The 24,957-nt window shown below is 46.4% G+C and carries 26 protein-coding genes; 12 read left to right on the top strand and 14 right to left on the bottom strand.

What is annotated here, in order from left to right; all coding sequences use genetic code 11:
- Positions 1 to 14: 14 nt before the first annotated feature.
- Positions 15 to 1,739 carry a methyl-accepting chemotaxis protein gene (locus MHI30_RS02150; protein ID WP_075753859.1) on the top strand — a complete coding sequence of 575 codons (1,725 nt, stop codon included), beginning with the start codon at positions 15 to 17 and terminating at the stop codon, positions 1,737 to 1,739.
- 38 nt (positions 1,740 to 1,777) lie between these two features.
- On the opposite strand, the gene MHI30_RS02155 is transcribed toward MHI30_RS02150, so the two are convergent.
- From MHI30_RS02155 to MHI30_RS02170, 4 genes are all read right to left on the bottom strand, one after another.
- Positions 1,778 to 2,521, bottom strand: coding sequence for an amino acid ABC transporter ATP-binding protein (locus MHI30_RS02155; RefSeq protein ID WP_003178866.1), 744 nt, complete (start codon positions 2,519 to 2,521; stop codon positions 1,778 to 1,780).
- 14 nt (positions 2,522 to 2,535) lie between these two features.
- Entirely contained in the window at positions 2,536 to 3,240 is a 705-nt protein-coding gene (locus tag MHI30_RS02160) for an amino acid ABC transporter permease (RefSeq protein WP_043926244.1), read from the bottom strand.
- The gene (tcyA, locus tag MHI30_RS02165) at positions 3,227 to 4,033 is read right to left on the bottom strand and encodes a cystine ABC transporter substrate-binding lipoprotein TcyA (RefSeq protein ID WP_075753861.1); all 807 of its coding nucleotides are present in this window, start codon (positions 4,031 to 4,033) and stop codon (positions 3,227 to 3,229) included. Before tcyA ends, MHI30_RS02160 begins: the two co-directional genes overlap by 14 nt.
- Positions 4,034 to 4,148: 115 nt before the next feature.
- Positions 4,149 to 5,561 carry a sigma-54-dependent Fis family transcriptional regulator gene (locus MHI30_RS02170; protein WP_075753863.1) on the bottom strand — a complete coding sequence of 471 codons (1,413 nt, stop codon included), beginning with the start codon at positions 5,559 to 5,561 and terminating at the stop codon, positions 4,149 to 4,151.
- Positions 5,562 to 5,803: 242 nt separating this feature from the next.
- On the opposite strand from MHI30_RS02170, the gene MHI30_RS02175 reads away from it, so the two are divergent.
- The 3 genes from MHI30_RS02175 to rocF all read left to right on the top strand — a co-directional run bounded on the left by MHI30_RS02175 (position 5,804) and on the right by rocF (position 9,509).
- Entirely contained in the window at positions 5,804 to 7,006 is a 1,203-nt protein-coding gene (locus MHI30_RS02175) for an ornithine--oxo-acid transaminase (RefSeq protein ID WP_075753865.1), read from the top strand.
- Positions 7,007 to 7,219: 213 nt separating this feature from the next.
- On the top strand, positions 7,220 to 8,623 hold the full coding sequence (locus tag MHI30_RS02180) for an amino acid permease (protein WP_009330205.1): 1,404 nt from the start codon (positions 7,220 to 7,222) through the stop codon (positions 8,621 to 8,623).
- Positions 8,616 to 9,509, top strand: coding sequence for an arginase (gene rocF / locus MHI30_RS02185; protein ID WP_003178878.1), 894 nt, complete (start codon positions 8,616 to 8,618; stop codon positions 9,507 to 9,509). Before MHI30_RS02180 ends, rocF begins: the two co-directional genes overlap by 8 nt.
- 68 nt (positions 9,510 to 9,577) lie before the next feature.
- Here the strand turns inward: rocF and MHI30_RS02190 are convergent, their stop codons facing one another.
- Complete coding sequence (locus MHI30_RS02190) at positions 9,578 to 10,450, bottom strand: LysR family transcriptional regulator (RefSeq protein WP_003178879.1); 873 nt, start codon at positions 10,448 to 10,450, stop codon at positions 9,578 to 9,580.
- Positions 10,451 to 10,572: 122 nt separating this feature from the next.
- Here MHI30_RS02190 and MHI30_RS02195 point away from each other — a divergent pair, with 122 nt between their 5' ends.
- Genes MHI30_RS02195 through MHI30_RS02210 form a run of 4 tightly spaced genes read left to right on the top strand, consistent with a single transcriptional unit; the run spans position 10,573 to position 13,295 of the window.
- Positions 10,573 to 11,142, top strand: a complete 570-nt coding sequence (locus MHI30_RS02195; RefSeq protein WP_003178880.1) for a non-oxidative hydroxyarylic acid decarboxylases subunit B — start codon at positions 10,573 to 10,575, stop codon at positions 11,140 to 11,142.
- A gap of 13 nt (positions 11,143 to 11,155) precedes the next feature.
- The gene (locus tag MHI30_RS02200; protein ID WP_009330203.1) at positions 11,156 to 12,577 is read left to right on the top strand and encodes a non-oxidative hydroxyarylic acid decarboxylases subunit C; all 1,422 of its coding nucleotides are present in this window, start codon (positions 11,156 to 11,158) and stop codon (positions 12,575 to 12,577) included.
- Positions 12,578 to 12,596: 19 nt separating this feature from the next.
- Positions 12,597 to 12,824, top strand: a complete 228-nt coding sequence (locus MHI30_RS02205) for a non-oxidative hydroxyarylic acid decarboxylases subunit D (protein ID WP_003178882.1) — start codon at positions 12,597 to 12,599, stop codon at positions 12,822 to 12,824.
- A 15-nt stretch (positions 12,825 to 12,839) separates the two neighbouring features.
- A complete protein-coding gene (locus tag MHI30_RS02210; protein ID WP_075753867.1) occupies positions 12,840 to 13,295 on the top strand; it encodes a pyridoxamine 5'-phosphate oxidase family protein in 456 nt (151 codons plus the stop codon).
- A gap of 34 nt (positions 13,296 to 13,329) precedes the next feature.
- Here the strand turns inward: MHI30_RS02210 and MHI30_RS02215 are convergent, their stop codons facing one another.
- The 9 genes from MHI30_RS02215 to MHI30_RS02255 all read right to left on the bottom strand — a co-directional run bounded on the left by MHI30_RS02215 (position 13,330) and on the right by MHI30_RS02255 (position 19,298).
- Entirely contained in the window at positions 13,330 to 13,776 is a 447-nt protein-coding gene (locus MHI30_RS02215) for a hypothetical protein (RefSeq protein ID WP_075753868.1), read from the bottom strand.
- A gap of 25 nt (positions 13,777 to 13,801) precedes the next feature.
- On the bottom strand, positions 13,802 to 14,146 hold the full coding sequence (locus MHI30_RS02220; protein WP_342409881.1) for a hypothetical protein: 345 nt from the start codon (positions 14,144 to 14,146) through the stop codon (positions 13,802 to 13,804).
- 65 nt (positions 14,147 to 14,211) lie between these two features.
- Positions 14,212 to 14,658, bottom strand: coding sequence for a hypothetical protein (locus MHI30_RS02225; protein ID WP_075753872.1), 447 nt, complete (start codon positions 14,656 to 14,658; stop codon positions 14,212 to 14,214).
- A gap of 20 nt (positions 14,659 to 14,678) precedes the next feature.
- Positions 14,679 to 15,356 (bottom strand): hypothetical protein, encoded by a 678-nt coding sequence (locus MHI30_RS02230; protein WP_075753874.1) that lies wholly within the window; start codon positions 15,354 to 15,356, stop codon positions 14,679 to 14,681.
- Positions 15,357 to 15,409: 53 nt separating this feature from the next.
- Positions 15,410 to 15,631, bottom strand: a complete 222-nt coding sequence (locus MHI30_RS02235; protein WP_075753876.1) for a hypothetical protein — start codon at positions 15,629 to 15,631, stop codon at positions 15,410 to 15,412.
- A gap of 177 nt (positions 15,632 to 15,808) precedes the next feature.
- The gene (locus MHI30_RS02240) at positions 15,809 to 16,612 is read right to left on the bottom strand and encodes a hypothetical protein (protein ID WP_075753878.1); all 804 of its coding nucleotides are present in this window, start codon (positions 16,610 to 16,612) and stop codon (positions 15,809 to 15,811) included.
- 379 nt (positions 16,613 to 16,991) lie between these two features.
- Positions 16,992 to 18,605, bottom strand: a complete 1,614-nt coding sequence (locus tag MHI30_RS02245) for an LXG domain-containing protein (protein ID WP_075753882.1) — start codon at positions 18,603 to 18,605, stop codon at positions 16,992 to 16,994.
- 17 nt (positions 18,606 to 18,622) lie between these two features.
- Positions 18,623 to 18,901 (bottom strand): YwqI/YxiC family protein, encoded by a 279-nt coding sequence (locus tag MHI30_RS02250; RefSeq protein WP_020450144.1) that lies wholly within the window; start codon positions 18,899 to 18,901, stop codon positions 18,623 to 18,625.
- 13 nt (positions 18,902 to 18,914) lie between these two features.
- Positions 18,915 to 19,298 (bottom strand): DUF5082 family protein, encoded by a 384-nt coding sequence (locus tag MHI30_RS02255; RefSeq protein ID WP_003178893.1) that lies wholly within the window; start codon positions 19,296 to 19,298, stop codon positions 18,915 to 18,917.
- 509 nt (positions 19,299 to 19,807) lie between these two features.
- Between MHI30_RS02255 and MHI30_RS02260 the strand changes: the two genes are divergently transcribed.
- The 4 genes from MHI30_RS02260 to chvE all read left to right on the top strand — a co-directional run bounded on the left by MHI30_RS02260 (position 19,808) and on the right by chvE (position 24,955).
- The gene (locus MHI30_RS02260; RefSeq protein WP_075753884.1) at positions 19,808 to 20,797 is read left to right on the top strand and encodes a substrate-binding domain-containing protein; all 990 of its coding nucleotides are present in this window, start codon (positions 19,808 to 19,810) and stop codon (positions 20,795 to 20,797) included.
- Positions 20,790 to 22,553 (top strand): sensor histidine kinase, encoded by a 1,764-nt coding sequence (locus MHI30_RS02265; protein ID WP_305954534.1) that lies wholly within the window; start codon positions 20,790 to 20,792, stop codon positions 22,551 to 22,553. Before MHI30_RS02260 ends, MHI30_RS02265 begins: the two co-directional genes overlap by 8 nt.
- The gene (locus MHI30_RS02270) at positions 22,546 to 23,748 is read left to right on the top strand and encodes a response regulator (protein WP_075753888.1); all 1,203 of its coding nucleotides are present in this window, start codon (positions 22,546 to 22,548) and stop codon (positions 23,746 to 23,748) included. Before MHI30_RS02265 ends, MHI30_RS02270 begins: the two co-directional genes overlap by 8 nt.
- A gap of 127 nt (positions 23,749 to 23,875) precedes the next feature.
- A complete protein-coding gene (gene chvE, locus MHI30_RS02275; RefSeq protein WP_003178897.1) occupies positions 23,876 to 24,955 on the top strand; it encodes a multiple monosaccharide ABC transporter substrate-binding protein in 1,080 nt (359 codons plus the stop codon).
- Positions 24,956 to 24,957 lie beyond the last annotated feature (2 nt).

Raw genomic sequence — 24,957 nt, forward strand, 5'->3', positions numbered from 1 at the left:
AGGGGATATAGACGATGAAAACGTTGAAGAAAAAGCTAACAGAACACATTTCAGTCAAAATTATGATTGGCGTCGCCTTAGTGCTTTTGATCACGATCGCATCATTTTCAGCTGTGTTTACTTATATCAGCAAAGACTTGTCAGAGCAGCTGAAACAGCAGTTCCAAAACCGGCTTTATACCGATATTCATCTTGCTGAAAACCAAATCAAACGTCTGGACGGGAATCCGCTTGAAATCGATTCTGCGGACAACCCGCTTTACAAGCAGACAAAAATGGCTGTGGACAGCCTGAAAAAGAAAAACAATCTTGAAAATATCTATATCCTTTCCAATGAGGGCGGGAAGGAGCGGATTCTCGTGCTGTCGGATACGTCCGATGATTTCGGCACGGATTACAGTTTTTCTCCTGAAATGAAAGAAGCCTTAACGACAAACAAAGAGACGGTAAGCGACGTGTATGAGGACGAATACGGCATTCACCAGTCGATTTTTCTGCCGCTTGAGAACAGCTCCGGCGAAAAGGTGGGAATTTTGGGGATCGATCTTGATGCTTCCGTGATTCCGGCGACAGCTGCAAAAGCGAAGTGGTATACAATTGCGATCTCAGCATTTGTCTTGCTGCTCGGAATGGTCATGGCTTATTTTCTCGGTTCTTATATCGCGAAGCCGATCAGGCAGCTGATGAAGGCTTCAGAAAAAATTGCCGACGGCGATCTGTCGGCCGACATTTCTGTGAAGAGCCGTGATGAAGCCGGAAAGCTTGCCGAATCGTTCAAGCGGATGAGCGAAAATTTAAAACAATTGATTGGACAAATTTCAGCTTCCTCTGAAGAGGTATCCAAGACGAGCCTCCAGTTGAAAAATGTATCGGCTGAATCGAGCGAAAGCGCGGCCCAGGTGGCTGAATCGATGAACAGTATGAGCGAGGGGATCAACGAAGTTGTCTCGTCCGTTTCGGATTGCCACACATCGGCTGCCGAAATCGATCATCAGCTTACACACGTCACAGAAGAAGTGAACGAGATGAAGAACGTTGCCGAAGGCGTCAGCAAGGATTCCAAGACCGGACAGGAGCTTGTCGAAGAAACATTGCGGCAGACCCAGACGATTAAAAACGTGATGGAAGAGTCAAAACAAGCGGCAGCAGATATGCAAAACCATACCGAAGAAATCGAAAAAGTCATCGGAATGATTTCCTCTATTGCCGAACAGACGAATTTGCTGGCGCTCAATGCTTCAATTGAAGCCGCCCGGGTCGGTGAAGAAGGACAGGGCTTTGCTGTTGTTGCGGGAGAAGTCAGAAAGCTTTCCGAACGCTCGGCAGATGCCGCTTTATCCGTTTCCCAGCTTGTGGCGGGCACGCAGGAGAGCAGCCGGCTTGTCATGGAACGCATTCAGGAAGGAAACGAAGCAGTTGACAAAGGGCAAATATTAATCAATGGCACTTACGAGAATTTTTCAGGAATTTTTAAAGGGATCTCTCAATTTGCCGAACGGACCGATCAATTGCTTCAGTCCTTGTTAAAAGTCGAAAAATCGTATCAAACCATTTCATCAGCGATGGAGCAGATTTCCGCCGTTACCGAAGAGCAGGCGGCAGGTTCTGAGGAAGTCGCGGCAGCAGCGGAGCAGCAAAGCGCCGGCATGCAGGAAATCGCATCGGCCATTCAGCAGCTCTCCGCTTTGTCGGAAGAATTGAATCAAGCGGCATCCAAGTTTAAACTGGCCGCAGAATAAAAAGAACAGCCTGATCCAGAGAGATCAGGCTGTTTTGTTTATACAGGATTCAAAATCCGGTTTAAAAACTGTTTTGTTCGTTCTTCCTTAGGGGCTGAGAAAATTTGTTCAGGCGGGCCCTGTTCGACGATGACGCCGCCGTCGATAAAGACGACTTCGTCTGCGACATCCTGCGCGAATTTGATTTCGTGGGTGACGACAACCATCGTCCAGCCCTCATTCGCAAGGTCTTTCATGACTTTCAGCACTTCACCGACCAGCTCGGGATCAAGAGCCGATGTGGGCTCGTCAAAAAGCATCAGTTCTGGCTTGATGGCCAGAGCGCGGGCGATCCCGACGCGCTGCTGCTGTCCCCCGGAAAGCTGGAATGGATAGAGGTCCATTTTGTCTTCAAGGCCGACCTTTTGCAGAAGCTGAACGGCTTCCTTTTTGACTTCTTCTTTATTGCGCTTTTGCACTTTTACCGGCCCTTCCATCACATTTTCAAGCACGGTGCGGTGCGGGAACAGGTGATAGGCCTGGAATACCATTCCCGACTTTCTCCGCAGGCGGAGGAGGTCAGCCGGTTTATTTTTCTTGGAAAAATCGATGGTGAAATCGTCAAAAGAAAGAATGCCGCGGTTTGGAATTTCCAAAGCGTTCAGGCAGCGAAGCAGCGTCGTCTTGCCGGAACCGGAAGGCCCTAAAATGGCGATCACTTTTCCTTTTTCGATGTTCAGGTCGATTTTTTTTAAGATCTCGTTTTCGCCGAAGGATTTATTCAGCCCTTTGATCGCAAGCATGTCTATTTCCCTCCTTACTTGGCCACATACCGGTCCAACCGCCGTTCAATCTGCTGCTGAACAAGCGCGAGAACAAAGCAGATGATCCAATAGATGAATGCGGCTTCCATATAAATGATTAAAATTTGGTCTAGGTTGCTGGCACCGATTTCCTGGGCTTTCCGGAATAATTCAGCAACAAGAATTTGTGACGCAAGCGATGTGTCTTTAACCAAGCTGATGAATGTATTGGATAATGGCGGAATCGACACGCGCACAGCCTGCGGCAGGATGACCCTGGTAAGGGCCGTTTTTTGAGTCATTCCAATCGAATAAGCCGCTTCCCACTGCCCTTTCGGAACGGAAAGGATGGAAGCCCTGATGATTTCCGATGCATATGCGCCGACATTTAATGAAAAGGCAATGATTGCGCTCGGAAACGGGTCAATCGTGATTTGAAACGCTGGAAACAAGTAAAAAATAATGAACAGCTGAACGAGCAGCGGCGTTCCGCGGATCGCTGAGACATAAATGCCAAAAACCGCTCTTAAAATGCGGGATTTGGACATTCTCGCCAGCGCCGTGATCAAGGCGATGATCATACCGAATATAAAAGAGAGAATGGCAAGGGGAATCGAGTAATAGATTCCCCTTAAAAAGATCGGCCAAAATGACTCACGCACAAGATCCCAGGGGATCGCCGCGCCGATGGCCGCCGCTTGTATATTACTTAGAAACATCTTCGCCAAACCATTTCTTCGCTATTTTCGCGAGTGTGCCATCCTCTTTCATGTCTTTCAGCGCGGAGTTGACCTTGTCAACCAGCTCGCCGCTTCCTTTGCGGAAAGCAAAATGCGTAGTTTGCGGCTCGCCTGTTTCAAAAGCGACTTTCAGGTTTTTGTTTCCTGATGTCTTCAAATAGTTCAGCACCGCCAGTTTATCGTTAAAGGTGAGGTCGACACGGCCCTGCTGAATCAGCTGAAACGCTTGAGCCATTCCTTCCACGCCTTCGATTTCAGCGCCGGCGTTTTTCGCAAGGTCATTATAGTTGCTTGTCAAAGACTGTGCAGCTTTTTTCCCTTTAACGTCCCCTTCAGATTTTATATCGTTGTTGTCCGCTTTTGTGACAACGACGGCTTGGGAAGTTGTATATGAATCAGAAAAATCGTACTGATCTTCACGGTCTTTTTTCCCGACTTGGTTGGCAACGACGTCAAAACGCTTGGAGTTGAGGCCGGCAAACATGCTGTCCCACTGCGTTTCTTTAAATTCAACTTTCAGGTTGAGGCGCTTGGCGACTTCCTGCATCACTTCGACATCATAACCTGTTAATTGATCTGTTTTTTTATCGTGGAATGTAAATGGCTCGTACGTTCCTTCAGTACCGACGGTCAAAACGCCTTTATCTTTAATTGAAGACCAGAGGCTGTCGCCAGCTGCGTTTTTATCCTTGGAATTGTCCCCTGACGCGCCGCATGCGGCCATCACGGTGATCAACAGCGTCAATAATACAGCGAATATTGCTTTCTTCATTTTATTCCCCACTTTTCTGATTGGATTTAGTTGATATGATTTTACTTAAGGCTCTTACAAAAGTAAAGCATAAACCTTTTTTAGTATGAGTCAAGAAATACGTTTTTAGTGATGATCATTCTGAATCCTGATCAAAGCGGATCTTCCATTTTTTAAGCCTGTATTGCAGGCTCTGCCTGCTGATCCCCAGAACTCGCGCCGCTTGTGACACATTGTAATTGCATTTTTTAACGGTTTTTTGAATATAATACTTTTCGGCATTCTCAATTTGTTCCTTCAAAGGAGCGGCCGAGGCGGAAGGAAGCGGGGCGAACAGATCATAGCCCTGCTGCGGCAGCTGCTTTTTTGCCGCTGGTTTCGTCCTGTATTGCAATGGAAGGTGTGTCAGCTCGAGTATGTCTTCGTAGGACATTAAATTCATGGCGCCTTCAATTAAATGTTCAAGTTCCCTGACGTTTCCCGGCCAATCATATGAAAGCAGAAACCGCCGCACCTCTTCTTCAAAACCTTTGACTTCCATTTGGAACAATGCGTTGTATTTGTCGATAAAATGCTGCGTGAGCGGCATGATATCTTCCTTCCGATCTTTTAATGGAGGAATGAACAAGGTGACGACGCTCAGTCTGTAATACAAATCTTTTCGCAGTCTTTGTCCGCTGACCGCGTCGACTGGATCTTCGTTCATCGTCGCGATGATCCTGACATCGATCGGAGTATCCTTCGAAGCGCCGATCCGCCTGATCGTTTTTTCTTGAATCGCGCGCAAAAGCTTTGCCTGCAAGCTGAAGTCCAAAGAATTGATCTCGTCAAGGAGCAATGTGCCGCCGTCTGCTTGTTCGAAAAGACCCGGGCGATCGACGGCTCCTGTGAATGCGCCTTTGGCCGTGCCGAATAAAAGGCCTTCGACGAGGCTTTCCGGGAGGGCTGCGCAGTTTTGCGAGATGAATGGGCCCGTCGACCGCTGGCTTCCGTTATGTATACTTTGGGCGAACAGTTCTTTTCCGGTTCCGGTGTCGCCAACGATCAGAATGGAGGAAGAGGTCCGGGTCGCCCGCTTTGCATGTTCAATCACTTCCTTGAACGCCGGGCTGACGCCGATCAGGCTGTCAAATGTATACTTTGTGTTTTCTGTTTTGTTCATATTTTCTCTGATCAGGCGTTCAAGCTTTGTGACATCTTTGGCAATCTCAACCGCACCTTTCGTATTCCCGTTTTCCATAATCGGAAATGTATGATTGACGGTCGTAATTTCCTGGCCTTTGTTATTGAAGTAGGTCTGTTTGACGTTTTTGTTCGTTTTCCCGTGATGCAGCGCCTGCAGGAGGGTGCTGTCATACTGGCTGGCAAACGTAAACACGTCCAGCACGTTTTTGCCGAGCACATCGCCGACATCCATCCCTTCAATCTGGCTCATTTTTTTGTTATAGACAACAGATGTGCCGTTTTCGTCGACGACATGCAAGCCGATATCGATTTCATCTATAATTCTTTGAAAAATAAGCTTCAGTAAATCATAATCCTTCAGCAAGTGACATCCCCCTTTGTTCGTAACTGTCTCCATTGTAAGTGAAGACTTGATAAGGGTGCAAAAAAATATGCATTTATTTTTGCACCTTTGAATAAAAACCGCAAAATTTTTTTGCGAATTATACATGCAATGTTCTGAAAATTTGCGGTTTTAAGGATTGGCACGATACTTGCATATAAAATAGTGTGAAACAAAATACGACATCTGGCATGTATGTCCAAAAATAAGAAGGAGGAATCAGAATGACGGTTCTATCAAAGTCCGAGAAAATTATGAAGCAAACCGCACATTTTGGCGCGAATAACTATCATCCTCTGCCGATCGTGATTTCTGAAGCGGAAGGTGCGTGGGTGAAAGATCCGGAAGGCAACCGATACATGGATATGCTGAGCGCTTATTCCGCAGTGAATCAAGGGCACAGGCATCCGAAGATCATCCAGGCGTTAAAAGATCAGGCCGACAAAATCACCCTGACGTCGAGAGCTTTTCACAATGACCAGCTTGGTCCTTTCTATGAAAAGGTCGCTTCATTAACGGGGAAAGATATGGTTCTGCCGATGAACACCGGAGCGGAAGCGGTTGAGTCCGCGATTAAAGCAGCCCGGCGCTGGGCTTATGATGTAAAAGGCGTTCCGGACAATCAGGCGGAAATTATCGCATGTGTAGGCAATTTTCACGGCCGGACGATGCTGGCTGTGTCGCTTTCATCAGAAGAAGAATATAAACGCGGTTTCGGGCCGATGCTTCCCGGCATCAAGCTGATTCCATACGGGGATCTTGAGGCGCTGAAACAGGCGATCACACCGAATACAGCCGCTTTCTTAATTGAGCCGATTCAGGGTGAAGCGGGTATTGTCATTCCGCCGGAAGGGTTTTTGAAGCAGGCTGCAGAAGTCTGCAAAGAACGCAATGTCTTGTTTATCGCTGACGAAATACAGTCAGGGCTTGCACGAACAGGCAAAATGTTCGCCTCTGATTGGGAGGATGTCACACCGGACATGTACATTTTGGGAAAAGCGCTCGGAGGCGGCGTGTTCCCGATATCGTGTATTGCTGCAAACCGGGATGTGCTTGGCGTGTTTAATCCGGGCTCGCACGGGTCGACTTTCGGAGGGAACCCGCTTGCATGCGCCGTATCGATCGCCGCCCTTGAAGTGCTGGAAGATGAGCGGCTCGCTGAACGGTCTCTGGAGCTTGGGGAATATTTTAAAGAGAAGCTCTCGCAAATCGATAATCCGAAAATCAAAGAAGTGCGCGGCAGAGGGCTGTTCATCGGGGTTGAGCTGTCAGAGGCAGCGCGTCCGTATTGCGAGCGTTTGAAAGAAGAAGGCCTGCTCTGCAAAGAAACGCATGAAACGGTGATTCGCTTTGCGCCTCCTCTTGTTATTTCAAATGAGGATCTGGATTGGGCGATTGAAAAGATTACCCGTGTTTTGTCGAAGTAAAGCGGACGGCTGAACAATAAGGGGATTGTTCAGCCCGTTTTTTCGCCGCATGTGCGAAGTTTGTCAAAAATTGAAATATCAGGAAAATGTTCAGAAGATTTAAAAAATAGTCTATATGTCATAGGGGGAGCTGACATTAGGGAGAATTGAAACGGAAGGGGTGAAGGCGGTTTGAATCATGAAAACCGTGAACAATATACACTGAAACGAACGATGAAATCCCGCCATTTGTTTATGATCTCGCTTGGCGGCGTCATCGGAACCGGCTTTTTTCTCGGAACAGGTTATACGATTAATGAAGCCGGACCGATCGGCGCGATTCTTTCCTATTTAGCGGGCGGAATGATCATGTATTTTACGATGCTCTGCCTTGGGGAGCTCGCTGTGGCAATGCCGGTTTCAGGCTCTTTTCAGACGTACGCGACAAAATTTATCGGGCCTGCTACAGGGTTTGCCGTCGGCTGGATCTATTGGCTCGGCTGGTCGGTTACTGTTGCTTTGGAATTTTTGTCAGCGGGGCAGCTGATGAAAAGATGGTTTCCCGATGTCGGCGTCTGGATATGGTGCTTGATTTTCGGGCTGCTGCTTTTTTCACTCAATGCTTTATCGGCAAAGGCTTTCGGGGAATCGGAATTTTGGCTGTCCGGCATCAAAATTATCGTCATTCTTCTGTTTATTATTCTCGGCGGAGGCGCGATGTTCGGACTCATCGACTTGAAAGACGGACAGGCTGCACCGTTCTTTTCCAATCTGATTGGAGACGGAATTTTTCCAAACGGATTCGGCGCGATCTTTATCACGATGATCACCGTCAACTTTGCCTTTCAGGGGACGGAGCTGATCGGGATCGCGGCGGGGGAAAGCGAAAATCCGGAAAAAACGGTGCCCCGCTCCATCAAACAGACGGTCTGGCGGACACTGGTGTTTTTCGGCCTGTCCGTATTTGTACTGGCGGGATTGATTCCATGGGAAAAAGCGGGGGTTGTTGAAAGTCCGTTCGTTGTGGTATTTGAACAAATCGGCATTCCGTATGCCGCCGATCTGATGAACTTTGTTATTTTAATTGCTTTGTTATCGGTGGCGAATTCGGGCTTGTACGCATCGACGAGGATGCTTTATTCCCTGGCGAAAGAGGGAATGGCCGCTCAGGCTTTAAGCCGGGTCAATAAAAGAGGTATTCCGATGAATGCGCTTTGGATCACGCTCGGTTTTGCGGGTTTGTCCCTCATCTCAAGCGTAGTCGCAGCAGAAACGCTCTACATTTGGCTTTTGTCTCTAGCCGGTTTAAGCGCGCAAGTCGGCTGGATCACGATTACGGTATCACAGCTGCTATTTCGCAGACGATATGTCAAAGAAGGCGGAAAGGTTGAAGACTTAAAATTTAAAACGCCTCTTTATCCTTATTTGCCGCTGACGGGATTTATTTTAAACAGCGCCGTCCTTGTGAGCCTCGCTTTTGATTCAGAGCAGAGGATGGCATTGTACTGCGGGATTTTATTCATGTCGGCCTGCTACTTTGTTTATCACGTGTTTGTGAAAAAACGCCAGGCTCTTGATCGACAAGAAGCAATGATCTATCAAAACAAAACAAACGATGAGGTGGTTATTGATGAATAAACAAGTTTCTTTGATTGGAATGCCGATGGACTTGGGGCAGGCGCGGCGCGGTGTGGATATGGGACCGAGCGCGATTCGCTACGCTCATATCGTGGAGCGCTTAAACGAGCTGGGCTATGATATCGATGATCTGGGCGATGTGCCGATCAACCGCGATCAGCCAAAAGGAGACGAAGGGCTGAAAAATTTAGTTTCCGTACTGGAAGGAAACCGCAAGCTGGCCGATATCGTCGACAATGTCGTCGAGCAGCGCCGCTTCCCGCTCGTGCTGGGCGGAGACCACAGCATTGCCATCGGGACATTGGCGGGTGTAGCCAAGCATTATCAACAGCTCGGCGTGATTTGGTATGACGCACACGGAGACCTAAATACGCTTGAGACATCGCCGTCAGGCAACATCCACGGCATGCCGCTGGCGGTAAGTCTCGGTGTCGGCCACGAAAAGCTGGTCAACCTCCACGGCTATGCGCCGAAAATCAAACCGGAGCACGTCGTCATCATCGGTGCGCGCTCGCTTGATGAAGGAGAGCGCAAATATATCCGTGAAACCGGCATGAAAGTCTATACCATGCATGAAATTGACAGGCTCGGCATGACGAAGGTAATGGAGGAAACGATCGAGTATTTGTCAGCAAATTGCGACGGCATCCATCTGAGCCTTGATCTGGACGGTCTTGATCCGAGTGACGCTCCGGGAGTCGGCACCCCTGTCGTCGGAGGCATCAGCTACAGGGAAAGCCATTTGGCGATGGAAATGCTCTATGACGCAGATATCATTACATCCGCCGAGTTTGTTGAAGTCAACCCGATACTGGATCATAAAAATAAAACCGGTGAGGCGGCCGTCGAACTGATCGAATCATTGTTAGGGAAGAAACTGCTGTAACCAATGCGAAGGAGAGGGCATCGGCATGATGCCTTCTCTTTTTTTATTGGCGCATTCCCGGGCGCTTATCAAAATAAAGCCAAAAATTCTCTCACAGGCTTCGGCAGAAAACTGCCGGCCCTCCAAACGACAGACGGCTGCAGAATGAACGGATTGTTTTGAATTTCCAATGTCTGAACATGCCGTGCAAAATGCGCCGGCAGCATGGACAGCGGCAGAATCGTCGCTCCGAATCCCGAAGTGACGAGGCTGAGAAGCGTTGTAGAATCATGGCACTCACAAACGACCCTCGGTTCGAGGCCAGATGATTGAAAGTGATGGACGACCTCGTCGTAAATCCCTTTTCCGTGCGACGGCCTGAGCAGAATCAGCGGCAGGCCGGCAATTTCTTTCATTCCGGCTTCTCCTTTTAAGCCATACGACTGATTCCCTGGAAGAACAAGCTTGCATGGAACCTCCGGCAGGCTTTTTGATTCGGTGTTTTTGCTGTGGATAGGCGTTGTCGTGACGGCTGCATCGATCTGCCGGCTTTCCAGGAGCTCGCTTAGCCGTGAAGGCTCACCTTCCCAAATGTTAAACATTAAATTCGGATACATATCTCTGATCTTCGAGACTTTTGAGAGCAGCAGGGCCGCGCAGTAAATCGTCGAGCCGACGGCAAGGGTTCCGTTGACTTCTTCACGCAGCTCCCGCACCTCCAAGATGGAATCCTCAAGCTTGTGCAGGATTTCTTTTGCTCTTTTCAAAAAAACTTCTCCTTCGTAGGTCAACGTCAGGTTTTTCTTTTTGTTCCGGTCAAATAAAACGACTCCGAGCTCCTCTTCCATCTGCTTCAACTGCCTGGAGAGCGGCGGCTGTGCAATATGGAGCCGCTTCGCCGCCGTTGTAATTTTTCCTTCCCGGGCGATTGTAACGAAGTATTTTAACTGGCGAATATCCATTTTCACGGCACTCCTTTTTATACCTTTAGAGTATTATATATAGATTTAACAGATATTTTCAATATGGTAAATAGAGGCGTATCATTTTAACTGAAGCACCAGGAAGGAAAGGGGGGGCGCATATGAACATCATCGTCGGAATCACGGGCGCGACCGGCGCGGTATTTGGCGTGCGGATGCTGGAGTGGCTGAAGAAAACCGACGCAGAGACACACCTTGTCATCTCTCCGTGGGCAGCGGCAACGATCCTGCACGAAACGGGATATACGATGAAAGACGTGGAAAAGCTCGCATCTTTTACGTATTCCCACAAAGACCAGGCGGCCCGCATTTCAAGCGGTTCCTTTCAAACGGACGGAATGATTGTCGCACCGTGCAGTATGAAGACGTTGGCGGGCATCCGCACCGGTATGGCGGATAACCTCTTGACCCGTTCGGCGGACGTCATGCTGAAGGAACGGAAAAAGCTCGTTCTGTTAACAAGGGAGACGCCGCTGAACCAGATTCATCTTGAAAACATGCTTGAGCTGACAAAAATGGGGGCGGTGATCCTGCCGCCGATGCCGGCTTTTTATAATCATCCCCAAAATCTGACCGAAATGGTCGATCATATCGTATTTCGGACGCTGGACCAATTTGGCATCCATCTGTCTGAAGCGAAGCGCTGGGAAGGTATGAAACAGGAGAAATAAGGAGGATAACAGAATGGCTTATCAAGATTTTAGAGATTTTTTAAATACGCTGAAAAAAGAAGGACAGCTTCTTGAAGTCCAGGAAGAGGTGAAGCCGGAACCCGATTTGGGAGCAGCTGCACGCGCCGCCAACAACCTCGGAGACAAATCACCCGCTCTTTTATTCAACAACATTTACGGCTATAACAATGCCCAAATCGCGCTGAATGTAATCGGCTCCTGGCCGAACCACGCATTAATGCTCGGCCTTCCAAAAGACACGCCGGTTAAAGAACAATTCTTTGAGTTCGCGCGCCGTTATAATCAGTTTCCAGTAAAAGTGCAAAGAGAGGAGACAGCGCCGTTTCACGAAAACGAAATCACAGAAGACATCAACCTGTTTGACATTCTGCCGCTCTTCCGCATCAATCAGGGCGACGGCGGCTTTTATTTAGACAAGGCATGCGTCATTTCGAGAGATGTCGAGGATCCGGACCACTTCGGCAAGCAAAACGTCGGCATGTACAGATTGCAGGTAAAAGGCAAAGACCGCCTCGGCATTCAGCCCGTCCCGCAGCATGACATTGCGATCCACCTGCGTCAGGCTGAAGAGCGCGGCGAAAACCTGCCTGTCACGATTGCGCTCGGCTGCGAACCGGTTATTGCAACGGCGGCATCCACACCGCTCTTATACGATCAATCAGAATACGAGATGGCAGGGGCCCTGCAAGGCGAACCATATAAAATCGTCAAATCAAAACTGTCTAACTTAGATATCCCATGGGGCGCAGAAGTGGTTCTCGAAGGTGAGATCCTTGCGGGCGAACGCGAGTATGAAGGTCCGTTCGGCGAGTTTACCGGCCACTATTCAGGCGGACGAAGCATGCCGATCATCAAAATCAAGCGCGTCTGCCACCGCAACAATCCGATTTTTGAACACCTGTATTTAGGCATGCCTTGGACTGAGGTTGACTATATGGTCGGCATTAATACATGTGTGCCGCTTTACCAGCAGCTTAAAGAGGCGTATCCGAATGAAATTGTCGCGGTAAACGCGATGTATACGCACGGCTTGATCGCCATTGTATCAACGAAAAGCCGCTACGGCGGATTCGCCAAAGCCGTCGGCATGCGCGCGCTGACAACTCCGCACGGCCTCGGCTACTGCAAAATGGTGATCCTCGTTGACGAAGACGTCGATCCGTTTAACCTCCCGCAAGTGATGTGGGCAATCTCAACGAAAATGCATCCGAAACACGATGCAGTCATCATCCCGGATTTATCCGTTTTGGCGCTAGATCCAGGTTCTGAACCGGCGGGAATCACCCACAAAATGATATTGGACGCGACAACGCCGGCTGCACCGGAAACAAGGGGACACTATTCACAGCCGCTCGATTCCCCTATAGGAACGAAAGAGTGGGAAGCAAAATTAATGAATCTGCTAAATCAATAAAAGAGGAGAGTGTTTCATCATGCATACATGTCCGCGCTGCGAATTAAAAAAAGCGGAAACCGTCAGCAAATCACCCGTTGAAGGAGCCTGGGAAGTCTATCAATGCCAGCACTGCTTTTTCACTTGGAGGTCATCAGAGCCGGAGACGATCACAAATCCTGAAAAATACAATCCGGCCTTTAAAATCGATCCCGCTGAAGTTGAAACAGCTGTACAAGTGCCGGCGATTCCAGACCGGAAAATCTAAAGGGAGGCATCCGGCATGGCTCAGCTATCAAACGAACTATTTCAGCTTTTAAACGGAGAGAAGCTCGCCGGTAAGCGGCACGAAGCGATGATGCTCCAGACCGTCACAGAAGACGGCTGGCCGCACACGGCGATGATCAGCGCCGGCGAAATCCTTGCCCTGAACAAAACCGACATCCGCCTGGCTCTCTGGCAAGGCACAACGACAACCGCGAACATCACGAGAACAGGCCGGGCGCTCTTCGTCACTTGCTGGAAAGGCAAAGCACATTATGTGCGGCTGTCTTTAAAGAAACTGCCCGAATTAAAAGACGCCAAACACCCGAGGGCGCGCTTCGCAGGCACCGTCGAAGCGGCACGGGAAGATATCGCAAAATACGCCGATATCATCTCCGGCGTTCAGATTGAGCTGAAGGATGAAGCGGCGGTTTTGCGGCGGTGGGAAGAGACGCTGGAGGAACTGAGGAAATGAAGAAAAGGACCATGGCGAACCATGGTCCTTTCAATTATTTCTGCAGCATTTTATTCGTCACTTTGTAAGCCAGGATACAGCCAATTGTAATGAAAATAATGGCGATCGAAAGGATCACGAGCTTTTCAGCAACGGTATATATCGGCATGGGAATAATAACAGCGCAGACGGAAAACACGCCGCCAAAATAAACAAACAGGATCAGCGGTTTTTTGTATTTTTTCCAAATCACTTGATTAATCCCGTTTTTTTCGGGGTCTGCCGGATGTTTGCGGTCTTCATCTTTCATCAGTTTATTTAGCAGCACATAAATGAGAAATGCGAATAAAGTTGCCGAGAAAATATTAAAACAGAGGATAAACAGCTTTTCGCCCAGGCTCATCTCCGGATTCAGAACAGAGCTGAGAACGGAACCGCATACGAAAAATAGGTAGACGGATAAGATGGCTTTGTTTCTTGGTTTTTGCAGAAATTTAGACATTCGGATCTCTCCAATCGTAAATGATTTAAACGCTGAAAATGAGATGGATCAGAAAAGAAAAAATATAAAAGATGATGATGCTTAAAATGCCTCTGCCCACAAGATAAAGGGCGAAATACAGTTTTCTCAGGAACCAGTTGTATCTTAATAGCCGTTTGTAAACGAAGTAACCGGTGCCGACAAGAAGAAAAACGAATGTATTCGTGATTTTATGGGACCATTTTTCAGGTTTTAAAAAGATCATTTTTTCATATTCAATGATCATGTGACGCGATATGATTAAAAAACACAAACTGTAAGCGAAATGAGCGGCCAACATACCGGCGATTAAATATTCGGTATATTCAACAAAAGTTTCTGGTGACATCATAACTCCTTTATGAATTGCGGACTCCAGCGTTTTTTAACAAGACTTTTTTTCTGATAAAAAGCTTCTCATTCTTCGTCAGACACTCTTTCCAAACAAGACCGGTTCAGCATTTGATTCGCCGCTTGATAAACCGCAAAAAAGCCGCACGATATCGCAGCACACAATACCGTGAACACAGCGGATTTCCATAAGAAAGTGAGTTCGGTCATTGAAAACACGGAAGTTCCCACAATCAGGATGCCGACGAAGTAGAAAGAGAGCGTGAACGGTTTTCTGTATTTCTTCCAAAAGATTTTCGCGACGATGTTGCATCTGGGCGCGCTTTGATCTTTCTTCGGTTTATTTATGAACACATAAATGATGAATGCGAATAAAGAAATTAAAACGAACATAAAGCCAATGACGGCAAGCTTTTCCTTCCATTTCATTGAAGGTTTGGCAAGACCGGTCAAAATAATGATTGTTGCAAGTAGGGAATAAACTGAGAGAATGATTTTATTTCTGCCTTTCAAACATGACCTCTCCTTGTGCCTTAAATCCTATGTCTGACGATATCTTGATTCGCTTTGATGAAGAAGTATTTGTGGATGAATTTGACCCCCATCATAGAAAATAAACAAGCCATAAGCAGATAGACGGTACTCATCAACAAATAAACGGCAGACTCGGAAACTCGCAAAACGGCATGACTTATCATAAAACAGGTTGCCGGAACAGCCGCGAGGAACATCCCTGTCGGAGCTGCTGTCTCCCTTTTGTCTCTGCTAGAATACGGGAATACAATCAAGTAATACCGAATGACGAGGAGGATAAAGGCGGCAAAAATGAATAGTGACAGACTGATCAGCGGTACATGAAAACCGATGGCAGAAACCATCATTTTTTGCGCTGTGATCAACTGGCAATATGACATACCGCTGAAAGATACGCCCATAAACCGAACATATTGAAGGTGATGATGATATCCGGTCATGCTTTTGGTATTCATGATGATCATCCATATATTGATCAGGATAGCAACAGGAACAGCGGCGAATGTAAAAAAATCTACTTTGTTCGCCAGCACAGGTAATATGCATAAAATATCCAGCATCAACACGATAAAACACGCCATTCCCCATTTCGTTTCCCGGCTGACGGGGACTGTTAAATGAGATTGAATATTGTAAGGTAAATCTTTGTATGTAACCGTTTCTTTTAATCTCAGCAAAGCTTGTATTCCTCCGCTTATCCCTCTGAATTTTTATAATTCTGCATGTATTTTTACAGCCAGACCTTTTTTCTGTAGATATGCAATAGGAGTGGAAGAACGAAAAAAAATAAGCTGATAACGGAAACAACCAAGGGAATTTCTGAAGGGGCTTGTTCTCCTAACGCCCATATTGTCATGATGACAAAAAAGATACCAACTACAGGGAATAAAATCGTGAAAATGATCATTGCTTCGTTTATTTTTTTATATAGAAAATTTTTTTCGTTTCTCATAGTGAGCCCCTTTTTCTTGATGGGTGTTTTCTGCATCGGCAACGTTTGGCTCTGTGTGGCTTTGTGTTTTTTTTATATCTCGTCTATCTTTTTGAACCAATAATTCGGGAAACTGGGATAAGAGAAAGCATCCCGTTGTGAGATGCTTTGAAATGTATTTATTCTCGCATTGCGGCATTATGTATTTTGAAAAGATACTGTATACTCAAGCCCTTTTAATAATTCGTTCCATTGCTCAAGTGTCCTTAATGAAATATGTACAGGTTTTTCATTGTGTTCATCATACTGAGCAACCCAAACGCCACGGGCAGATGGAATAAAAAAGACGATATTTTGCAAGAAAGGTCCATCGTTTAAGCTAGGGATGTAAAAATGTGAGATATTGTTTAGCGACCATTGGTTTGCTTCAAGATCGGCTATCAATTGATTAAAGCTATGTTCTTCCTCAGGTGAAAAAGAACTTTTCTTCCGAACCTTTTCTGTCATGTCTTTATTACTCAGCCAGTCAAAGCATTTATCTGAAAGACGAAATTTTAAAGGAATATGTTCCTCATCAGTTGAAAAGTGGTAATAGTCTTTCATCAGCTGGGCAATTTCCTGCTCGTTGACATACGCAAATTCATGGATGATATCGCGGTCAATCATATGGAAAAGCCATGTTTCATTTTCAAAATGGTGAAGCATTAAAGTGTTTTTATTGTCAAGGTTGGAACAGCGGATCATTTGTTCTGAATTCACATAGGAAACGATGAATTTCTGCATTTCTTCGCTTAAAGGATTTTCGTCTTTTGAACTTTTTTCTTCGTTCCAGTATTGTTTTAAAATGAGCTGATTGACAGTTGCCTCTAAGATTGCATCCCATTCTTTTTTTGACTTTTTTCCTGACGATGATTCAAGAATTCCTTTTGCAACACCAGGATAGTCACATAACCCTACTAAAAGCGCTAGTTCTTCTGATGTGCATGTGATGAGGTGTTTCATTGTTTTCACATCCTTGATTATAGACTTAAACTCTGAAAATGAAGTGAAGGATAAAGGATAAAAGATAAAAAATGATGATACTTAGAATTCCGCTTCCTAAAAGATAAAGGGCAAAATATAGTTTCCTCAGGAACCACTTATATTTGTAAAGTCGTTTATATACAAAATAACTAGCACCGAAAAAGAGTCCTGTATAAAAATTAACAATTTTTTTGAACAAATTTGAAGGTGTTTCAAATGTTCCACGTTCGTAATTATTTACTATTAGATTTCCGAGAATTAACAATAGCAACCCGTAACCAAATTGAGCACCTAAAATAGCGCATAATAGGTACTCTGAATATTCGACGAAAATTTCGGGTGTCATAGTCCCTCCTGTTTAACTAAACCATTTTTTTATAGATTCAAGACCATTCTTTACTCCATTTTCAATCGATCCAGCAACTTTCTCACCGACATCTTTTAGAGCATCTCCATACTGGGAACTCGCTACGGCGCCGACTACCCCACCTATTGCTCCCCCTACTATTACTCCTACAGGGCCACCGACACTTCCGATTGTTGCCCCAACTTCAGCACCAACAGTTACAGAACCAATGTCTACCATTGTGCCTGTTACAAAACGCCCTGTTTTTTCTACAGCAGTTTTGTCGGAATTATCAGGATCTGTGAACTCTGTTAAATTAGATCCCACAGCAATCGCATTACCTACCACTGGGATTCTTTCTCCTAATTTTGCAAGTCCTTTTGCTTTAGCTGCAGATTCCATTATATCAGTTGTACCTGCTGCTGTCCGTGATGCAATTCTACTGCGAAACTCCTTTCCATCAATAAAACTGTGCTGATTTTTAGGAAACCCCACAGCATGTTTAAACATCATGGATGGACTATCATAAGAAGCGGCAAATTTTTGCGCTTTTTTAAGTAATGGGTTGCTTGGATTCGAGTCAGAGATGTTTTTAATGGTTCTCGCAACTTTCGAACTGTGATCCCCTTGAGAAGTCCAAGAACGATGTGACATGACCTGAAATTTATATTCCCCTTTAAATCGCTGCCACTTCGTCGGTTTTCCTCCTTGATAATAAATTTTTAATTTTCGTGTCCACGCGATTGATGCTGTTGCGTTGGCTGCGTGATACCCTAATAAGGCTTTATCACCGACATCTAATGGTTCTCCGACTGTTTCGAAGTAACTAAGAATTTCGTGTGCTATATTTGTTTTTTCTTTATCCTGTGTATCAGGATTCGTTAACGATTCTGCCGCTTTTTCTTCTAATCGCCCAAGCATCTTCTCCATCGGTGTTTCGCCGGGGTTTTGCAGGCCGCCGGGAACTTGACTGATTGTTGAGTCATTTTGCGGTTTTAAAATTGAACCGCTTTTATATTCCGATATTTCAATCTTCGGCCCCGTATACATCCTCTCCAGCTGCTGGATGTACTGCTTCATCGTATCAAGGTCTTCCTTCGCCGCTTTCAGTGCATTTGTCTGTTCGCGGTCGAAGGTGTGGAGCTTTTCGAGCGTCTCGCTGATTTGTCTTTGGGCTTTTTTGGCGTTTTCGTTGACGGCTGAATCGTCTAGGTCGGGCAGGTCGACAATGTTTTTGACCGTTAGAATAGTCATATTGGCTTTTGACGTCAATCTGCCTGTCAGCGATTCGGCTTGACTGACGCCGTCATGGAGTTCGTTTTCAAGAAAGCTTTGCGAGATAAAGCCGTTTTGGTTCGGTTCAAGGGAATGAAGCGCACTTTTCGTCTTTTCTAAAAGTCCTTTATAGTCGGAAATAAAAGATTCATAAAAAAGAAGAAAAGTGGTGTGGCACTCTTCATAGAACGAGCGGATCGCTTCACCGCCCGCGCCTTTTAAGGCGTCGTCAAGGGAGGTGAGTCCTTTGACGCTTTGTTTGACTTTTGAAATCTCGTCAGTCTGGTTTTTTAATTCGGTCAGCGTTTTGTCTAGGCCGGTTTGAAAAGCCTGAACATCTAGAGTTTTCAATGCGTAGTCCCTTCCTTCTACTTGGCTTTGATCGATGACGACAGCTTTTTGTCGGCGTCTTTTATGGCGTTGACAGCCTGTTCGGTTTGCGCAATTTGTTTAGCGAGAGCTGATGCGTATGCTTTTGTCAGGCTTTTCAAATCTTTGTTCATGCTTTCGATTTTTTTGACGACGTCAAGGTTGTTTTTGCCGCTGATATCTGTCGGCACATTCGGCTTTACAGCTTGGGCAGAATGCTTCAGCTTCGAGAGCGCCTGTTTGACTTCGCCTGTTTTGACTTTGATTTCTTGACCCATCGTAATCACTCCTTTAGCGGCGGGCTTCTCTTTCTTCTTTTTCCAGCTTTTCAATTTTCGTTTTTAATGAGCTGATATCCTTACCTAGTGAATCAATGTCATCATTTAAGGAAGAGATTTTCTCTTTTAATTGTTTAAACACTTCATTTAATTGTTTTCCGCAAATATCATTGTAGGCCGTTTTCATATCGCTTCTGACGTTTTTAAAAGAATCAGCAAGGCTGCCCTGCCATGTTGTCGGCGACAGTTCGGGCTTTTTGATGCTGTCTTTTGAATCGTCAAATTCCTTTTTATCTGCTTCTAATTCAGTTTGGCAATTTTTCAGTTGTTCGAGCTGTTGTTTTTTGATGAGAAGTGTACCTTGCAGCCCGTATAAAACTGTTTTTTCCCAGATCATGTTACTGCCACCTCCCGGAAAATTTGATTCAAATGACCTGTTGGGATCCGTTCGTTAAAGGACCTTATTAATGTTACAACATGGTATAAATGAGTTGAATAGGAAAAATGTACCGCGATTAAAGAATCGAGTCGAGCGGCTAAGCAGGGAATTCCTTATTATGACTGCGATTTTGCACTTTTCTCCATTTTCCTTCAAGGATAAAAGACATGGTTCTTAGGGCTGTGTTTTTTATGATATTTATTCTTTGTTTCACAAACTTTAAGGTAATTTTAAGAAAGAGGCGATCTTGTCGAACACTAAACAGGGTTTTTCGAACAAAATGTCAAATAGATTAGATATTTCAAATAAACAAGGGGGGAAATTGTCTGTTTGTGATGAAAAAAGGGGACGGGCGGAATTTCTGTCAGGATGCCTCAGCTGGATTCTAAGAAAAATATGCGGCTAAATATATACTTTATGATAGATTGTAAACGCTGTCTTGTCCTCTGACCAACAGGGGGATGAAGATGAAGAAGCTGTTAGTTGTTTATGCCGTGATGCTCTGTTTGTTTTTTCTCTATGTCTACGACTACTCCCGGGGCGATAAAACCGGATCTACAGAAGCAAGCAGAAGGCCGGCGGCCGGAAGTCTGTCCGAAAAATATGTGATGGTCACGTTTCAATCGGGAATCGAATATTGGAAAAGCGGCCTGAAAGGCTTTGAGGATGCCGCGCAGCTGTTCAACGTCTCTGTCGAGTATCGGGGGGCGGCCCATTATGATGTCCATGAGCAGACGACCGTCCTCGAGCAGGTCATTGCAAAAAAGCCGGCGGGGATCGCGCTTTCGGCAATAGATCCCAAAGCTTTAAACCCTGTCATCGACAAGGCGCACGAGCAGGGCATTCCGATCGTTTTATTCGATTCAGACGCCCCGCTCAGCAAAGCCTCTACATATGTCGGCACAAATAATATGGAAGCGGGTGCTGAGGCAGCAAGGCGAATGGCCGAGTTTTTAGATGGAAAGGGAGAGACCGCAATCATTACTCAGCCGCGGCAGTACAATCACCAGGAAAGGACGAAGGGCTTTGAACAAACGATCAAGCAAAAATACCCGAACATGAAGGTCGCCGCGGTTTTGGACGGAAAAGGGGATGAGCTGACGTCGAAAAAAGAAGCGGCAAAGATTCTGGAAAAAAATCCGTCCATCAAAGGAATTTTCACGACAGAAGCCAATGGGGCGAGCGGTGTGGCCCGTGCTGTGAAGGCGGCGGGACTTGAAGGGGAAGTATGCATCATCGGCTTTGATAAGGACAAGAAAACGCTGGACGGCATCAAAAGCGGATCGATTTCCGCGACAATAGGTCAGGACACATGGCAAATGGGCTATTGGTCGCTGCACATGCTGTTTTTCTCAAATCACCATCTGAAGCATGAACGCCCGCTTCCGGCAGCGATCGATACAGGCATTACGATCATAACGAAAGAAAATGTGGCAGCCTATTATGCGAATGATTAAACGTTTGATTAACAATGCGCCGATCCGTCATAAGCTGATCAGCCTTCTCTTATTAATCAGCATGCTGCCGACGATCGGCCTCGGCATTTTATCGGGATGGGCCGTTGAAAATATTATTGAAAAACAGGTGATCGACCAAACGCTGCAGCTGATCGGCGAAGTGAACAAGACGGCTGAAGTATATGTCAGCCACATGCAGAACCTGACATATTTAATATCAATGAATGAAGAAATGGAAGCGTTTTTTAATCATGAAAAGGAGGACGGAGAGGCGGATTATAAGCGAAGGACGTTTTTGCAGGGCCTGACTTCTTTATATTCCGAAGCCGCGGGCATTCTCGTCGTCAATGATAAGGGTGAGATGATCAGCAATGAGATGTATGAACGCACGCCGACAGATTTGACAAAAGAACCGTGGTATCTGGCGGCTGTCGCTAATGAAGGGATTTTCAAGATGATCGGAAAGCCTGTCAATCGGAATATCAGAAGCCATGTGCATTACAGGGAAGACGAGGTCGTTTCTGCCGTCAGAGCTGTTATCGATCCTGAGACACAGCATGTGAAAGGCGTTGTGCTCATCGATTTGAAGCTGCGCGTCCTCGCAGAAGCGACAAAAAATATCCGCTTGGGGAAAACGGGTTATTTGATGATCATGGATGAGAATGGCGGCAATATTTATGCACCGGAGACCTCAAAGCTGTTTCTGCCGAAAAAGTGGTTCAGTCAAGACCGGTCCGGATATTTTTCGAAGCGGATCAAGGGAGAGGAGTATCAGTTCATTTATGAGACGTCTTCCTTTACGAACTGGACAACGGTCGGCGTTTTTAAAGCGGGTGAACCGGTATTCGAAGTGAAGGAAATCCACTTGTATGTGCTTTTGTTTTTACTGACGGCGGCGTTTCTCGGAATGTCCGCTTCCTATTATTTGTCCCATTCCATGTCGCGGCCGATTTTGAAGCTGAATGCTGTCATGAAAACGGCGGAAAGCGGGAATTTTTCAACATTTTATCAGGAGGAAAGGGAAGATGAAATCGGGCTATTGGGAAAAAGCTTCAATCGCCTGATGTTGAGAATCAGGGAGCTGATGTCGGTCACAGAAAGACAAGAGCGCCAAAAAAGGGAAGCCGAATTAAGGGCGCTGCAGGCGCAGATCAACCCTCATTTTCTCTACAACACGCTGGATACAATCAATTGGATGGCGAGGAAGAAAGGAGCGGAAGAGGTCAGCGGTCTTGTGCAGGCTTTATCCAAGCTGTTCCGCATCTCCTTGAGCAAAGGGAAAGATATCATTTCGCTGTCTGATGAATTTGCACATGTTGAAAACTATTTAAAAATCCAAAAAGCGCGATACCGCGATAAATTAAACTACTCAATCGAAATGACCGGGCTTTGTGACGATCGCCTGATATTAAAGCTCGTGCTTCAGCCGATTGTCGAAAATGCGATTTATCACGGAATTAAAGAAAAAAAGGGGCCGGGGCATATTACGATCAAAGGCATAGAGGAAGACGGCTCGCTGATCATCAAAATCGAGGATGACGGAGCCGGAATGGATGAAGAGACGCTAAAGCAAATAACCGATCAATTCAAACACAGGGACGATACAGCGGGCTACGGCATGATCAACGTACATGAACGGATCGCCCTTACATTTGGCGAGCCGTACGGTTTAACGGTTGAAAGCCGAAAAGGAGCCGGAACCGCCGTCACAATACGGCTTCCAATCTTAACAAAAGGGGGAACAAGCCTTGAGTGAATGTTGGCGCGTACTGATTGCCGATGATGAACCGTGGATTCGGGAAGGAATACGGGATGCCGTCTCTTGGGAGCGCTATCAAATGTCGGTGTCGGCTGAAGCGGAGAATGGCGAGGAGGCATTTGAGCTCGCTCTCAAACACGGCATCGACTTATTGATTGTCGACTTGAATATGCCGATCGTCAACGGAATCACGCTGATGAAAAAGCTCCGCGGCGCCCTGCCGCAGTGCCGCTTTGTCATCGTGACGGGCTACGATCAGTTTGCATACGCGCAAGAAGCGATCCGGCTGAATGTCGATGATTATTTGTTAAAGCCGGTCGATCCCGCTCATCTGGAACTAGTGCTCGAAAACATCAGCGTGTCGCTGGCAGCTGAAAAAAAGAAGCTCAGCGAGCAAAAGCTTGCCGAGCAGCATATTCAACAAAACCTCGGCCTTTTGAAAGAGCATGTTTTCAGAAGCTGGATCGAAGGCCGGGCAGTGGAAGAAGACGTTTACCGGCAGTTCGAATGCCTCCGTCTGCCGGCCCGCTATCCTGAGACGCTCGGCGTCATCGCGGCCGGACATGTATGGAACAAGCCGTCTGAAGCCGACAGTCTGAAAGAAAAAGTAGAACGCTTCTTTATCGATGAGCGGGATAAGGCTGTTTTTTTCGACGGAGACCGTCTGATCGCCGCCTGCCTGTGGCGTTCTGTTACAGAAGCTGAACAGCGGGCGCTTGCAGAGATGATCGAAGCTGAAATGCAGGCAAGCGCCGCCGTCTGCTTCGCGAAGCTTGCCGAAAACGGCCGCTCAGCTGCGCAATGCTATCAGCATTGCAGACAGCAAGTTTCGAAAGCATTTTATATCTCGCCGGTTGTCACGAGGGCCAAAGAATATATGAAAAAGCATTTCACTGAAAGGGAGTTTTCTTTAAAACAGACGGCGGATGCGCTTCAAGTCTCGCCCGTCTATTTGAGCAGGATCATGAAGAAGGAGCTCGGCATGACATTTGTTCAGCTTTTGACGGAGATGCGCATGGATCAAGCGGTTCACCTGTTAGAGACAACCCCTCTTTCAATTCATGACATTGCCGAACAAACGGGCTATGATACACAGCACTATTTCAGCACTGTATTTAAAAAGACGATGGGTGTATCCCCCAATCAGTACCGCCGCATGTCGGGAATTGAAAGAACAGGAGGAAAATTGTAATGTAAGCGCTTCAAAAAAGTCTGATTTTTATAAAAATAGTTAATTAATTCAAAAGACGGACATTCGAAAGACATGGTACAGTTGGCATGATTCATGATGGGAGAAATCAAAAAGGGGGATACCAAGCATGAAAAAATGCTGGCTGTTGATCACTGCAATGCTTTTCTGTCTCATCGTTACCGCTTGTTCGGGGAATCAGGCAAGCGGAGGGGGAGACAAAGGCTACGTCGGAATCTCAATGCCGACAAAGTCATCGGAACGCTGGGTGTATGACGGGAAATACATGGTGAAAGAGTTTGAAAAGCTCGGTTATAAAACGGATCTGCAGTATGCGGAAGATGTCGTTGAAAACCAAGTTTCACAAATCGAAAATATGATTACAAAGGGCGTCAATGTGCTTGTCATTGCTTCGATTGACGGAGAAGCGCTGACCGACGTCCTAGAGAAAGCAAACAAGCAGGATATTAAAGTCATTTCTTATGACCGGCTGCTCATGAACAGCAAACATGTCGACTATTATGCGACATTTGACAATCATAAAGTCGGGGAACTTCAAGGGAAATATATTGAAGAAAAGCTTGGCTTAAAAGACAAAAAAGGGCCGTTCAACATCGAATTGTTCGCGGGATCGCCCGACGACAACAACGCGCATTTCTTTTTTGACGGCGCCATGTCTGTTTTGAAGCCTTATATCGATTCGGGCAAATTAAAGGTGTTGAGCGGCCAGACTTCATTTGAGCAAGGGGCGACGCTCAGGTGGGACGGCGCAACCGCACAATCCCGGATGGACAATTTGCTGAGTGCGCATTATACAAAGGCGAAGCTTGATGCGGTGCTTTCACCGTATGACGGAATCAGCATCGGAATCATTTCATCCTTAAAAGGTGCGGGCTACGGCTCGGACAAGAAGCCGCTGCCGGTTATTACGGGACAGGATGCAGAGCTTGCTTCCGTGAATTCGATCATTAAAGGGGAGCAGACCTCAACCATTTTCAAAGATACGAGAGAGCTGGCGAAAAAAGCCGTTGAGATGGCGTCATCCGTCTTAAAAGGCGAAAAAGCGGAAGTCAATGACACAAAGACGTATGACAACGGAGAGAAGGTCGTTCCATCATACCTGCTTGAACCGGTCGTCGTCGACAAAGAGAACTACAAAAAAGTGCTCGTTGACGGCGGTTACTATAAAGAATCGGAATTAGGGAAGTGATC

Origin of the sequence: Bacillus sp. FSL L8-0528, from assembly GCF_038593085.1 — a bacterium.
Classification (GTDB): Bacteria; Bacillota; Bacilli; order Bacillales; family Bacillaceae; genus Bacillus; species Bacillus paralicheniformis.